Below are 12,236 nucleotides of genomic sequence, written 5' to 3' on the forward strand. Positions count from 1 at the left end.
CACAGCATTCGATGAGGAGAGAAGACATGTCATTGTTGAGTGGAAAGGTCGCGGCCGTCACCGGCGCGGGAAGCGGGATCGGTGCGGCGTCGGCCAAGATACTTGCCCGCGAGGGTGCCGCGGTCGTGGTCTCGGACATCAACACCGCCGGTGCCGAGGCGACGGTCGCCGCCATCACGGAGGCGGGTGGCCGCGCCGTGGCGACCACGGTCGATGTCGCGGTGGAGGAACACATCAAGGCCATGGTGCAACTCGCCGTCGACACCTTCGGTGGGCTGGACATCCTGCACAACAACGCGGCCCTCGTCAATCCGGCGTTCCTGGGACGCGATACGACCGTCGTGGACATCGAAGCTGCGGACTGGGATCGGGTGATGGCGATCAACGTCCGCGGCCCGATGCTGGGTTGCAAGTATGCGATCCCGGAGATGGAGAAGCGGGGCGGCGGTTCGATCATCATCACTTCGTCGGTGGGTGCGCATCACGCGACCGTGAATCAGACTGCGTACGGCGTCTCGAAAGGCGCTCTCGACACGCTCATCAAGTACGTGGCAACAGGTTTCGGGAAGCGGGGGATACGTTGCAACGGCATCGCGCCCGGCGTCGTTCTCAGCGAGTCCGCGCTGATCGCCCTGCCACCGGCGGTGCGAGACATGCACTTGATGGCGCAGCCGACCAGTCGGCTCGGCGTCCCTGAGGATATCGGCGAGATGGCGGCATTCCTCGCTTCCGACAAGGCCGGATACATCAACGGTGTCACGATTCCGATCCACGGGGGGATGACGATCATCAATCCGCACCAGGTGGAGCTGTGGGCCCACGAAGGTGAGCTCGTCCCCTTCGCAGACGCCGAGTGATCGCTTCCACTCGGGGATTTTCCCCGGGGGCGGACGGTAGCGCCGGCATTTACGGTTCAGTGGGCGCACAGCACAACGCTCCTCGGATGACCAGGTCACCCGAGGAGCGTTCCTGTGGTCTCAGTGCTCCAGCGCGCGGCGGATCACCCGTGGAAGGCGCCGACTGCCGGATCCAGCGATGGACCGCCGGATCATTCCGCCGCGCCCGCGGGGGCCATCGACTGCTGGGCCTTGATGATCGAATCCATCAACGACGGCTGATCGGTGGCGAAGGCCAGTTTTTCCATTCCCCCGTAAGGGTTTTCGAAGCTCGCGACTTCCTCGGGGGAATTGTCGGCATACACTTCGAGCTCATTGCCGTCGGGGTCGAAGAAGTAGACGCTCTTGGTCACTCCGTGGTTGACGGTGTAGGCGATCTCGACCTTCTCCTCCAGCAGCGTCTCGTACGCTTCGATCAGATCGGCCTCATTGCTGAGCTTGAACGCGAAATGCTCCATTCCGACCTGATAGAAGGTCCCATCGGGAGCTTCGGTGCCGAGTTCGGCGATTCCCAGTTCGTGGTGGTCGCGTCCCGTCGACAGGAATGCGACGTTCGGTGGGATGCGGCCCATGACCTTCAATCCGAGGACCCGCGTGTAGAAGTCGAGCGACTTCTCCAGGCTGCGGACCTTGATGACGACATGCGCGACGCGCTCGATTTTGATCATTGCGGTTGGCCTTTCATTTCTTACTACGCGTGAAGTTGCGATGTGACGAGAATACTAGATCAATCTATCTAGAGCGATGCTACCGCGGCGCTTGGTGCCGCTCGCTGTGCCGCGCCTTACGAGGCGACCGGATTCGATCCCGCGACCAGCATCTGCGCCGCGAGGTCGGGTCCGTATCGGTTGTCGAATTCGGTGAACGTCCGCTCGATCTCGCGATGCACCCCGAGGACGAGCGGTTCCCAGTCGCGGTGGGTGATGATCAGGAACTGCTGGTCCCGCATCGCCTGGACGACTTGTTCGCCGACGCGATCGGGATTCGCGCCCTGGGCGAGCAATGCGCCGTTCTGTTCCGCGACAGCGGCATTGGGCGCGCGGCCCAGCAGTTTCGCCTGTCCTTGTTCGCCGGTCTCGTTGATGCGGGTGGACACCGAGCCGGGGCACAGCATGGAGACACCGATGTCGGTGCCACGCAGTTCCTCGCGCAGCACCATCGAGAAGCCGACGCTGGCGAATTTCGAGGACACGTAGGCGCCCACCGTTGCCATCGGTACCAGACCGGCCATGGACGCGGTGTTGGTGATGTGCGCGCGGCCGCCGCGTCGCTTGAAACGGGGGAGGAACGTCGAGACGCCGATGAACTGCGCGTCGGTGTTGATCCGGTGTACCCAGCGCCAGACTTCGAGTGGGGTCTCGTCGATCGCCCCGCCGCCGTTGACACCGGCGTTGTTGCACAGGATCGAAATCGGGCCGAGCGCCGACTCGGCGTGATCGGCGGCGGCCTCCCACTGGGAGGCGTCGCTGACGTCGAGTTCCACCGCGGTGACCACGCCACCGGCGTCGTTCAGTTCCCGCACGACGCCCGCGAGCCGGGAGCCGTCGATATCGGCGAGCGCGACCTTGGCTCCCGCTGCGACCAATGCCCGGGCGATGCCGAGTCCGATGCCCGATGCGGCACCCGTGACGAATGCCGCTTCTCCTGCCGGCCAAACCATGATGTGCTCCTGTCTGTCGTGGTAGACGGTCGTAAACCGCTGTGCTTCAAAGCAATTGGTCGGCGAGGTGCCGGCCGAACGCGGCAGCGGCCTCAGGACATCAGCGTCGCCATGTCGCGAATCGGATCGGATCCGTCCCAGCCGGCGGTGACGGCCACGAGGGCGTCGAACATGTGCACCGCGGGGCCCTGCCGGCTCATGAGTTCGGTCATACAACCGGTCGCCGCGCGAGTGTCCACATAAGCCACCGGCGTCAGGCCGCCGACCGCTCCGGTCATCACGACCTCGAAGCCGTACTTCTCGTAGACGCGGCACTGGGTGTCGACATCCTCGACGAAGGCCTGCATATGGTGAATGCCGCCTTCTCCCACCGGGTAGACCTCGCGGTAGGGCGACGGTGCGTCGTCGTGCTGCTGGATGAGTTCGATCTGCACCGATCCGGCGTAGGCGATCGCGGCGCTGATATCGATCTCGACCGCGCGGCCCCGGTAGGTCGTATCGGTGATCATCGCGCCGATGTGCTTACCGACGAAGAACGGCCCGATGCCGGTGGTCTGCTGCCACTGCCGGACCGCGGCGTCGAGATCGTCGACTACCCAGGCGATCTGACGGAACTGGCTTGGTGCGAGCATAGTGCTTTCTCCTTTTTTCGGCCCACGTCGGTGGGGGCATTCGCCGTGCGCGGCAGGGCTTTCCGGCGGCGCGTACGCCGCCGATACGAGAGAGCCGGTGATCCCCATCGCTCCAGGGCGCGGCGGATGAATTCATCCCGCGCCGCGAGCGAAGCCTGCGATACCGCCGGCTGGCGGATTCCGATATCGAAGCCGTGGAATCCACCGCCCCACATGTGAAGGTCGACGCCGACGCCCGCCTGGGACAGGCGCTGGGCGTAGTCCAGTCAATCCGCCGGCGGCGTGTGGTCGTAGCCACCAAACGACGTCATTGCCGCGCGAAACATCCGCCAGATGGCGGGCACGCGATTTCGGTGCCGGCGAATGCGAGAAGGACTGTTGACGGGGCCGGAGACATCCCCTTACGCTCGATTAGATCAATCTATCAAATCGGACCGGGTCCGCCGCGCGGTCGGAATGTGACGCGCCGCCGGTGGCCGAATGTTGGGAGAATCCCGTGAATCAGTCCGCCCCCGTCGTTCTCGTGGCGACCCTGGTGCCCCGGCCGGGTACCGAGGAGCAGGTCCAGAGCGCCCTGCTCGAGGCCGTCGCCGCGACGCACGCGCAGGACCACGGCTGTGAACTCTATGCGGCGCACCGCAGCGTGCGCGGTAAGCCCGGTTTCGTGGTCCTGGAGAAGTGGGCGTCGGCGGAGTTGCTCAGCGCTCATGCGTCCGGCGCTGCCTTCGCCGCCCTCACCGCGAAGCTCGACGGCCTGCTCACCGGACCGCTGGATGTCACTGTGCTGCAGCCGCTTCCGGCGGGCGACGCGAAACTGGGGCAGTTGTGATGACGGCCGCCCGGCAGCAGGCGAGTGCCCGATACGACGCGAACGAAAGGCCGACCGGAACGATGATCGCGTTCGAACCGATCTCCGCCGACCCGGGCCTGCTGCGCCGCGCGTTCGGGTGTTTCCCGTCCGGCGTGACCGCGGTGTGCGCCCTGGTCGACGGCGAGCCGGTGGGCATGGCGGCCAGTTCGTTCACCTCGGTGTCGGTGGCACCGCCGCTGGTGTCGGTCTGCTTCCAGGAATCCTCGGCCACCTGGCCCAGGCTGCGCGATCTGCCGCGGCTGGGCATCAGCGTGCTGGCGGAGGGCCACGACGACATCTGTCTGAGCTTGTCCCGCAAATGCGACGACCGCTTCGCCGATATCGCCTGGGATCGGGCGCCCCACGGCGGGGTGTTCGTGCACGGCGCCACCGCATGGCTCGAATGTTCGCTGTACAGCGAGGTCCCGGCCGGCGACCACACCGTCGCGCTGCTCGAAATCCACGGGCTGCGTGCGGATCCCGAGGCCGCGCCGCTCGTCTTTCACGGCAGCCGGTTCCGCCGGCTCGCCGCCATCTGACCGGCCGGACGAGGGAGTGGCGGTAATCGTGAGCAGACGCATCGGATCGGTCCGCGGCTGCGCGGATCGAGTCTCTGCCGGGGGCGCGCCGGGTTCCGCTGGGCAACCCGCGGTAGGCCGTGGCGACCGGACGCCGGGTCGTTCGCCGCCCGTCGGCCCGGCGTCGTCGTAACAGACGACGAGACGACGACAGGCCGGTCACCGCTGGCTCGGCCTGTCGTCGTCACCGACGACGAGGATCGGAGAACGAGGGGGACCTCATCGTCTCGGCGGAGCCCAGCGCTCCTCGCGTTCGTACCCAACTCCGTTCCCGAAGAAGTGAGCTGAAAATGAATGATTCGCAACCGCTTTCGCGCGTGCAACGCAACACCGACGCGCTTCTGATCATCAGCGTCGTCGCCGTCTGGTGGGCGCTGCTGGGGCCCGTGTGGACCTACGTCCCGGCCACCGCGACGACGCCCGCCACCACCTTGACCTTCGCCGATCTGGCGGCGATGAACGCCGCCAATCCCAGCGGCCTGCAGGTCGCGTTCTATCAGTGGGTCGCGTGGACGTTCGCGGCGCTGACGACGATCACGGCGCTCGTCGTGCTCCGCAACGGAAGGCGGGCGACAGGTGCGGGATGTGCGCTGGTCGGCCTGCTGCAATTGCTGATCACCCTGTTCGTGACCGTGAAGGCGGCACCGGATGTGTCCGTCCTGCTGTCGAGTCTGCAGTACACCCGGCTGGGCACCGTCCTGTTCCTCGGCTCGATGGTGACGCTCACCGTCGCCGGATTCCAGCGGCTGCGTTATGCGCAACCCGCGCGCGAACCGAATCTTGTTGCTGCGCAGGCCTGATCGGTAGTTCGAAGCAGCTGTCCCGGTCGATCGCCACTCTCGCCCGAGTGCGATCGGCCGGGACGGTGTCGTCAGAAGATCGAATATCCGCCGTCGATCACGATCTCGTCGCCGGTCTGGAATCCGCCGACCCCGCCGGCCAGATACACGGCCAGGCGCGCGAAGTCGCCGGGTTCGCCCCATCGCCGGTGCGGCATCCGCTTCATGACGTTGTGCTCGAACGCCGGGTCGTTCATCTCCCGCGAGATCAACGGTGTCTCGGTCCAGCCCACCACGAGCGAATGGGCGTTGATTCCGTAGCGCGCCAATTCGATCGCGCATCCGCGGATGATCGCGGACAAGCCGGCCTTGCTCGCCGCATAAGCCTGACCGCGCGGGGTGCCGTGCAGCGAGGAGACGCTCGAGGTGCCGACGAGCACACCGCCTCCGCCGCGCTCCACCATGTGTTTCGCCGCGGTGCGCAGGGTGAGGAACGCGCCTTCGAGATTCACCCGGGTGACCGACCGGAAGTCCGCGAGGGTGGTGTCGACGAAGCGGATGTCGGGCGCGTGGGTGCCCGCGTTCGCGAAGCAGGAGTCGATCCGCCCGAAGTGGTCGAGTGTCTCGGCGAAGCTCGCCGTCACCGCGTCCTCGTCGCCGACGTCGCAGCGGACCCCGCGCACCCGGGTGCCGTGTTTCGACAGTTCCTCCGCGGCAGCCTCGTTGCGCTCGGCGTTGGTCCCCCAGATGCAGACGTCGGCGCCGCACTGCGCGAGCCCGTGCGCCATGCCGAGTCCGATACCGGAGTTGCCCCCGGTGATCAGGGCGACGTGTCCGGTGAGGTCGAAGAGCGAGGTCATGCAGAATCCTTCGAATGGTTCCGGCGTGGCCGGGGGAGAGGTCGAGAAGGCCCGACCGCGGGGCCGGTGGCCGCCGTGGTCGGGCCTGGCGCGTGCGTCAGCGCAGTGGGGAGAAGTCGGCGGGGTCGAGGAACTGGGAGGTCGCGCTGGCCGTGACCTGTTCGCCGTCGGCCCGGGCTGCGGCCCACTCGGGGTCGGCCCAGAAGGACTCCCACGATTTCTGGGCGGCCTCCCGGCTGGCGTGAGCGACGAGGTAGACCAGGGTCTCGGTGGGCTTGCCGTCGTCGTCGTTCGCCACCCAGAAACCGATGTTGGTCATCCCGTGCTTCTCGAACAGGGCCGCCGCGTGCTCGCGGAAGCGAGTCAGCAGCGCGTCGATCTTGCCGGGCACGGCCTCGTATGTGCGGAGCTCGAAAATACGTGTATCTGCGGTCACTAGATCAATCTATCACATGAGCTTCGGCGGCTCTGAACTGCTGATATCGCTCAGGAGCGCTAGGGTGAGCGGGAGTGACCGGAGACGGTCGGGGCAGGGATTCCACTGTGCGGCTGCCCCTTCGGCAAGGTGGCGTTCCGGCGTTCGCGTTTACGCCTGTGGCGGCTGCCGATCGTGCGGTGTCGAGGCGGCAATCGAGCGACGCTGCTGTCCGGTCGCGCGTGGGTCTGTCGACGGCCACCACTCGACCCGAACAGATCCCCACAGCGCAGCGGCGGGTTTCGCGTCGTGATGTTCGATGATGAATTCGTGGCGTCGTACGGGTCCCGCTGTGGCGCAACGGATTCGCGCTCGTATCGGTCAACGGGTCGTCAGGAGAGCCTGTGATCCCGGACGGGCGCTACGTAGGTGCGGCGACGGCCTTCGTATTCGGAGTTACCGTGCCGGTCGGCGATGTCCTGGGACCTATACCCGGATCGATCGCGCTGGGGCGAACGTCACAGTACGACAGATTGATCTAGTGGGGTAATCTAGACGCATGTCTCCCACCTCGTCAACCCTCGGAAAGCGGCCGGAAACGCGAGACCGCCTCGTCGAGTCCGCGGCAGAGCTGTTCAGCCGGCAGGGCTACGGGGCTACCGGCATCAAGGCCGTCCTCGCCGCCGCCGAGGCACCCTACGGATCGCTCTACCACTTCTTCCCGGGCGGAAAGCAGGAGCTCGGTGCCGCCGCCCTGGCCCACGGCGGCGAGCGGTACCGGGAATTGCTCGAGTCGGTGTACCCGGCGGGGGCCGACGTCGTCGAGGCGACCGCCGCGTCCTTCGTTCAGGCGGCCGAAATGCTCGAGGCCACCGACTACGAGGACGCGTGCCCGATCGCGACGATCGCGCTGGAGGTCGCCAACAACGACGAGTTGATGCGGAAAGCCGCCGCCGCAGCGTTCGAATCGTGGCTCGAGGTTCTCGAGGAGCGGTTCACCACGGCCGGGATGACCCCCGAGCGCGGCCGGGAGGTTGCGGTGGAGATCTTCTGCCTCATCGAAGGCGCGGTGCTGCTGGCCCGTACCACCCGTTCGTCGGCGCCTCTGCACACCGCCGGGCGCGCCGCCACCAATGCGGTAGCCGCCGGCCTTGCCGCGGGCCGCTACGACCGTTCCGGCCGGGGCAGCAGCGCGAGCTGACATAAGTCGTAATCACCAACCCGCCAACGCGATTCGCCGCGTTGGCGGGTTCTTTTCGTTCAGGGGCGCTGCGGTCCGTTGAGCGGGCTCGACGCATCCCGTGTCGTCTGTGCCGGCTGATGTAGCGCCCCGCGTGGTCGATCGACGCGCTCGGTATCGGGTTTTGCCGGCGACCCGGCAGTTGGCGGGCGAGAACCTCCGATCGCGCGAAGCTTGGCGGGTGCTGGGCGCCGGTGTTCCGGAAGAGACTTCATCTCATCGGAAACCGAACGGTCAGGAGGCAGGCGGATGACGCGACCACAGCCCGTTCGCCTGCCGTTCGTTTCGGATTCCGAGTCGAAGCGGTTGGCGGCCCGAGTATTGACGGACCGAGAAAGATCCGTTTACGCTTAGCTCGCTAGATCAATCTATCTAATCGCCTACTCGGGCATCGGACCGAGCACCTCTCGGCGCTTGCGTCGAACAACCGATTGCGTACCGCGAAACCACAATCCAGAGAGGCTGCAATGAAGCTGCTGGCACATGACGTCGACGCTCATGAAATGATTCCCAGCCACCTGCTCGAGGACGTCCTGGGCAAGCCCGGCCGGATCATGGGCAAAATCTTCGAGTCGGCGGACAAGCTGCGTCCGGACCCGAGCGATACCAATATGCATCAGCCCAACATCGAGGGTGACGTCAAGGACGTCGATCCCGAGGGGATCTGGAAGATCAAGGGCCCGTCGGCTCCGAGTGCCATCGACCTGAGCCGTCGTGTCGAGGTGCTCGATGTGATGGGCATCGACAAGCAGTTGGTCTTCCCGACCACCGCGATCGCCGCGATGATGATCGGCGAGATGGAGGACATCGCCTACGACATGCGTTTCGGCGGTGACCTTTCGGTGTTCGAGGGCCTGTCGCGGCCGGAATTCGCCGCGGACTACGTCCGGTCGTACAACGAGTGGGTCAAGGCCAACGCGAACCTGGCCGACGGCCGCATCCGTGTGGTCGGAATCCTCACCACCAACTCCGACCCGGCCAAGATGCTCGCCATGGCAAAGGATCTGGTCGACGCCGGTGTCAAAGCGGTCTACCTCCAAGCCGACGTGCCTCCGGGCGGTGTGGCGCCGTCGCACTCGGTGCACGATCCGCTGTGGAAGCTGCTCGAGGAGAACAACATCGCGGTGACGCTGCACATCGGCACCGAGTTCGCGTTCCTGAACCCGGGCTGGATGATCGCCGAGACCCTGCAGGATCTGTTCCAGTCTCCCGAGATCCCGAACACCAACATCCAGCTGTTCTCCACCGTGCACTTCGCGATCGAGAACTACCTGTCGTCCATGGTTCTCGGCGGCGTGTTCGAGCGGTTCCCGAACCTGCGCGTGGGCCTGTTCGAGGTCGGCGCGGACTGGGTGGGCAACTCCGCCCGCCGCATGGACATGTACGTCAAGGTGTTCCCCGGGGCGTCCGCGGCCAAGTTCTCGCTGAAGCCCTCGCAGTTCATCGCGCGCAACGTGCGTGTCTCGCCGTTCAACTTCGAGCCGGCCGACCGCTACTTCCGCGAGGATCCGGAGCTCGCCGACGTGTTCTGTTATTCGACCGACTACCCGCACGTCGAGGGTACGAAGGATTCGATGAAGAACATGCTCGCGAAGATCGAACCGCTCGGCGAGGAGATCACCACGAAGTTCTTCCGTACGAACGCCGAGTGGCTCTTCCCGTGATCTCCGCTGAAGATGCCCGCGCCCCAGCCCTCGGCCCGCTCGGGATCTGGTCGTACCAGCTCGACGTCCAGCCGATGGCCGTCGCGCAGAAGGCGGCTGCCGAACTCGACGAGCTCGGCTTCGGCGCCCTCTGGGTGCCCGAGGCGCTGGCGCGCGAACCGTTCGCCGGCACCGCACTACTGCTGTCGGCCACCGATCGCCTGATGGTGGCCACGGGTATCGCCGGCCTGCATTGCCGCACGGCCATGACGATGAACGCGGGCTGGCAGACACTGAGCGAGGCGTTCCCGGGACGTTTCCTGCTGGGTGTCGGGGTGAGTCACCAGTCGATGGTGGAAGGCAATCATCAAGGGCGGTACGGCAATAGGCCGTACAGCACGATGGTCGACTACCTCGACCGGATGGACGCGGGCATCTTCATGGGGGCGGCCGCACCGGTCGCCCCCCGGCGGGTGCTGGCCGCGCTCGGGCCGCGGATGCTGCGGCTGGCCGCCGAACGCGGCGCCGGCGCCCACACCTATTTCGTCCCGGTCGAACACACCGCGGCCGCCCGCGAGACACTCGGTGGCGACGCGCTGCTCGCGCCCGCGCAAACGGTCGTCTTCGAGACCGATGCGAGCCGGGCCCGAGACATCGCCCGCCGGTTCATGCACCGGTATCTCGCGTTGCCGAACTACACGAACAATCTTCGCCGATCCGGGTGGGACGACGACGATCTGGGCGGCGGGGGGAGCGACCGGCTCGTCGACGCGATCGTCGCCTGGGGCTCGCTCGAGCAGATCGCCGCCCGGATACAGGCACACCTCGACGCCGGGGCAGACCACGTCTGCGTGCAGGTGCTCACCTCCGACCCGCGGACGCTGCCGGAAACGGAGTGGCGCGAACTCGCGTCCCTCATTCCCTCGCTGCGCACCCGGTCGGCCACATGACACCCGTGCACGCCTCGAACAGAAAGCTTTCCATGCCGCACACCGCTGCTTCCCGTTATCTCACCGCGCTCGCCGAGCAAGGTATCGAGTGGTTCTTCGTCAATGCGGGAACCGATTTCGCGCCGATCGTCGAGGCCTATGCCGACAACAAGCGCGACGGCGGCCCGGAGCTGCCGCTGCCGGTGCTGTGTGCGCACGAGAACCTGGCCGGCGGAATGGCGCACGGCGCCGCGCTGGTGACCGGACGGCCGCAGGCGCTGATGCTGCATGTCAACGTCGGCACGGGCAATGCGGTGTGTTCGGTCGCGAACGCCGCTCGGGACCGGATTCCGTTGCTGGTCACCGCCGGTCGCTCGCCGATCCTCGAATTCGGCGCGGTCGGTGCGCGTGACCTTCCGATTCACTGGTCGCAGGAGATGTTCGACCAGGCGAGCATGGTGCGCGAGTTCGTGAAGTGGGATTACGAGCTGCGCGATCCGCGCCAGGTCGAGGCCGTGGTCGACCGCGCCCTGAGCGTCGCGACCGCGCACCCGCGCGGGCCCGTCTATCTTTCCCTTCCCCGTGAGGTCCTCGCCGAGGAGGCCGACGCACCGGCGCAGGCGCAGCCGCCCATGCCGGTGCCCGCCACCTTGCAGCCCGATCCCGCCGCCATCGACACACTCGCGGACAAGCTCGCGACGGCGAAGTTCCCGGTCATCGTCGCCGCGGCATCGGGTGCGGAGACCGAATCCGTCGCCCTGCTCGGCGATCTCGCCACGCGGTTCGCGATCGGCGTGGCCGATCCGTGGGCGCGTTACCTGAACATTGCCTGGGATCATCCGCATCGCCTCGGCGCCGATGTGGCGGCTGTGCTCGAGCGGGCCGACGTCGTCGTCTTCGTCGAGTGCGACGTGCCGTGGATTCAGGCCCGGACGGCACCGGCCGCGGGCTGCTTCGTCGCCCAGGTGGGCGTCGACCCGCTGTTCACCACCTACCCGATGCGGTCGCACCGCTCGGACCTCACGATCAGCGCGACGCCGACCGCATTCCTGGCACGGTTGTCCGAGGCACTCGAGACGCGCGCGGACGGCATCGATCAGGCTCGCGCCGAACAGTTCCGGACCCTCGCGACTGCGAATCGTGCCGCTGTGGACGGGCTGCGGCAGGCCGAGCTCGACCGCGACGACGAGGACGTCATCAGTATGGCGGCGATCTCCGCGGTCCTGGGGGAGCTGCTCGAGGACGACGACATCGTGTTCAACGAATACGTCTCCTATCCGGACCTGTTGCACCGCACCAAGCCCGGTACGTACTACTTCCTGCCCGCGTCCGGCGGTCTGGGCTGGGGTCTGCCGGCGGCGCTGGGCGCGCAGTACGCCGCGCGGGATCGCACGGTGGTCGCCACCCTCGGCGACGGCGCCTACATGTTCGCCAATCCGGCGGCCTGCCATCACGCGGCGGCCAAACACGAACTGCCGGTGCTGACGATCATCGCCAACAACAGCAACTGGACCGCCGTCGATTCGGCGACCTACCTGGTCTATCCCGACGGCACCGCGGCCACGACGGGCGAAGACCGGTTCTCCAACCTTTCACCGTCACCGGATCTGGCCGCCTACTGCACCGCCTCGGGCGGTCACGGCGCGACGGTCCACCGCCGCAGCGAGCTCGAGGGCGCGATCAAGGAGGCGCTGCGCGTCGTGCGGGACGAGAAACGTCAGGCGCTGCTCGACATCCGCTGCAAATGACCCCCG

The 12,236-nt window shown here is 66.7% G+C and carries 13 protein-coding genes; 8 read left to right on the forward strand and 5 right to left on the reverse strand.

Annotated elements, in window-relative coordinates; genetic code table 11:
* The first annotated feature begins 26 nt into the window (after positions 1–26).
* Positions 27–857 carry an SDR family NAD(P)-dependent oxidoreductase gene (locus ON23_RS34640; protein ID WP_063821404.1) on the forward strand — a complete coding sequence of 277 codons (831 nt, stop codon included), beginning with the start codon at positions 27–29 and terminating at the stop codon, positions 855–857.
* A gap of 191 nt (positions 858–1,048) precedes the next feature.
* On the opposite strand, the gene ON23_RS34645 is transcribed toward ON23_RS34640, so the two are convergent.
* The 3 genes from ON23_RS34645 to ON23_RS34655 all read right to left on the reverse strand — a co-directional run bounded on the left by ON23_RS34645 (position 1,049) and on the right by ON23_RS34655 (position 3,188).
* Positions 1,049–1,564 (reverse strand): VOC family protein, encoded by a 516-nt coding sequence (locus tag ON23_RS34645; protein WP_051043756.1) that lies wholly within the window; start codon positions 1,562–1,564, stop codon positions 1,049–1,051.
* A gap of 116 nt (positions 1,565–1,680) precedes the next feature.
* Positions 1,681–2,556, reverse strand: coding sequence for an SDR family NAD(P)-dependent oxidoreductase (locus tag ON23_RS34650; protein WP_039783985.1), 876 nt, complete (start codon positions 2,554–2,556; stop codon positions 1,681–1,683).
* Positions 2,557–2,648: 92 nt separating this feature from the next.
* Positions 2,649–3,188, reverse strand: a complete 540-nt coding sequence (locus ON23_RS34655) for a VOC family protein (RefSeq protein WP_039783986.1) — start codon at positions 3,186–3,188, stop codon at positions 2,649–2,651.
* A 496-nt stretch (positions 3,189–3,684) separates the two neighbouring features.
* On the opposite strand from ON23_RS34655, the gene ON23_RS34660 reads away from it, so the two are divergent.
* From ON23_RS34660 to ON23_RS34670, 3 genes are all read left to right on the forward strand, one after another.
* Positions 3,685–4,017, forward strand: a complete 333-nt coding sequence (locus ON23_RS34660) for a putative quinol monooxygenase (protein ID WP_039784102.1) — start codon at positions 3,685–3,687, stop codon at positions 4,015–4,017.
* A 62-nt stretch (positions 4,018–4,079) separates the two neighbouring features.
* A complete protein-coding gene (locus ON23_RS34665; RefSeq protein WP_039784104.1) occupies positions 4,080–4,577 on the forward strand; it encodes a flavin reductase family protein in 498 nt (165 codons plus the stop codon).
* Positions 4,578–4,906: 329 nt separating this feature from the next.
* Complete coding sequence (locus ON23_RS34670) at positions 4,907–5,416, forward strand: hypothetical protein (protein ID WP_039783987.1); 510 nt, start codon at positions 4,907–4,909, stop codon at positions 5,414–5,416.
* A 71-nt stretch (positions 5,417–5,487) separates the two neighbouring features.
* Here the strand turns inward: ON23_RS34670 and ON23_RS34675 are convergent, their stop codons facing one another.
* Positions 5,488–6,255, reverse strand: coding sequence for an SDR family NAD(P)-dependent oxidoreductase (locus ON23_RS34675; RefSeq protein ID WP_039783988.1), 768 nt, complete (start codon positions 6,253–6,255; stop codon positions 5,488–5,490).
* 97 nt (positions 6,256–6,352) lie between these two features.
* Complete coding sequence (locus ON23_RS34680) at positions 6,353–6,691, reverse strand: NIPSNAP family protein (RefSeq protein ID WP_051043757.1); 339 nt, start codon at positions 6,689–6,691, stop codon at positions 6,353–6,355.
* Positions 6,692–7,229: 538 nt separating this feature from the next.
* On the opposite strand from ON23_RS34680, the gene ON23_RS34685 reads away from it, so the two are divergent.
* From ON23_RS34685 to ON23_RS34700, 4 genes are all read left to right on the forward strand, one after another.
* Positions 7,230–7,871: a TetR/AcrR family transcriptional regulator gene (locus ON23_RS34685; protein WP_039783990.1), complete on the forward strand. Its 642-nt coding sequence runs from the start codon at positions 7,230–7,232 to the stop codon at positions 7,869–7,871.
* Between the two features lie 542 nt (positions 7,872–8,413).
* A complete protein-coding gene (locus ON23_RS34690) occupies positions 8,414–9,574 on the forward strand; it encodes an amidohydrolase family protein (RefSeq protein WP_157170381.1) in 1,161 nt (386 codons plus the stop codon).
* Positions 9,559–10,503, forward strand: coding sequence for a TIGR03620 family F420-dependent LLM class oxidoreductase (locus ON23_RS34695; RefSeq protein ID WP_083904430.1), 945 nt, complete (start codon positions 9,559–9,561; stop codon positions 10,501–10,503). Before ON23_RS34690 ends, ON23_RS34695 begins: the two co-directional genes overlap by 16 nt.
* A gap of 32 nt (positions 10,504–10,535) precedes the next feature.
* Positions 10,536–12,230 (forward strand): thiamine pyrophosphate-requiring protein, encoded by a 1,695-nt coding sequence (locus ON23_RS34700; protein ID WP_039783997.1) that lies wholly within the window; start codon positions 10,536–10,538, stop codon positions 12,228–12,230.
* Positions 12,231–12,236 lie beyond the last annotated feature (6 nt).

Source organism: Nocardia cerradoensis NBRC 101014, from assembly GCF_000308535.1.
Taxonomy (GTDB): Bacteria; Actinomycetota; Actinomycetes; order Mycobacteriales; family Mycobacteriaceae; genus Nocardia; species Nocardia cerradoensis.

Coding starts and splice junctions, on each gene's coding strand:
- ON23_RS34640 (WP_063821404.1), top strand. CDS start 27: ATGTCATTGTTGAGTGGAAAGGTCGCGGCCGTCACCGGCGCGGGAAGC.
- ON23_RS34645 (WP_051043756.1), bottom strand. CDS start 1,564: ATGATCAAAATCGAGCGCGTCGCGCATGTCGTCATCAAGGTCCGCAGC.
- ON23_RS34650 (WP_039783985.1), bottom strand. CDS start 2,556: ATGGTTTGGCCGGCAGGAGAAGCGGCATTCGTCACGGGTGCCGCATCG.
- ON23_RS34655 (WP_039783986.1), bottom strand. CDS start 3,188: ATGCTCGCACCAAGCCAGTTCCGTCAGATCGCCTGGGTAGTCGACGAT.
- ON23_RS34665 (WP_039784104.1), top strand. CDS start 4,080: ATGATCGCGTTCGAACCGATCTCCGCCGACCCGGGCCTGCTGCGCCGC.
- ON23_RS34670 (WP_039783987.1), top strand. CDS start 4,907: ATGAATGATTCGCAACCGCTTTCGCGCGTGCAACGCAACACCGACGCG.
- ON23_RS34675 (WP_039783988.1), bottom strand. CDS start 6,255: ATGACCTCGCTCTTCGACCTCACCGGACACGTCGCCCTGATCACCGGG.
- ON23_RS34685 (WP_039783990.1), top strand. CDS start 7,230: ATGTCTCCCACCTCGTCAACCCTCGGAAAGCGGCCGGAAACGCGAGAC.
- ON23_RS34690 (WP_157170381.1), top strand. CDS start 8,414: ATGATTCCCAGCCACCTGCTCGAGGACGTCCTGGGCAAGCCCGGCCGG.
- ON23_RS34700 (WP_039783997.1), top strand. CDS start 10,536: ATGCCGCACACCGCTGCTTCCCGTTATCTCACCGCGCTCGCCGAGCAA.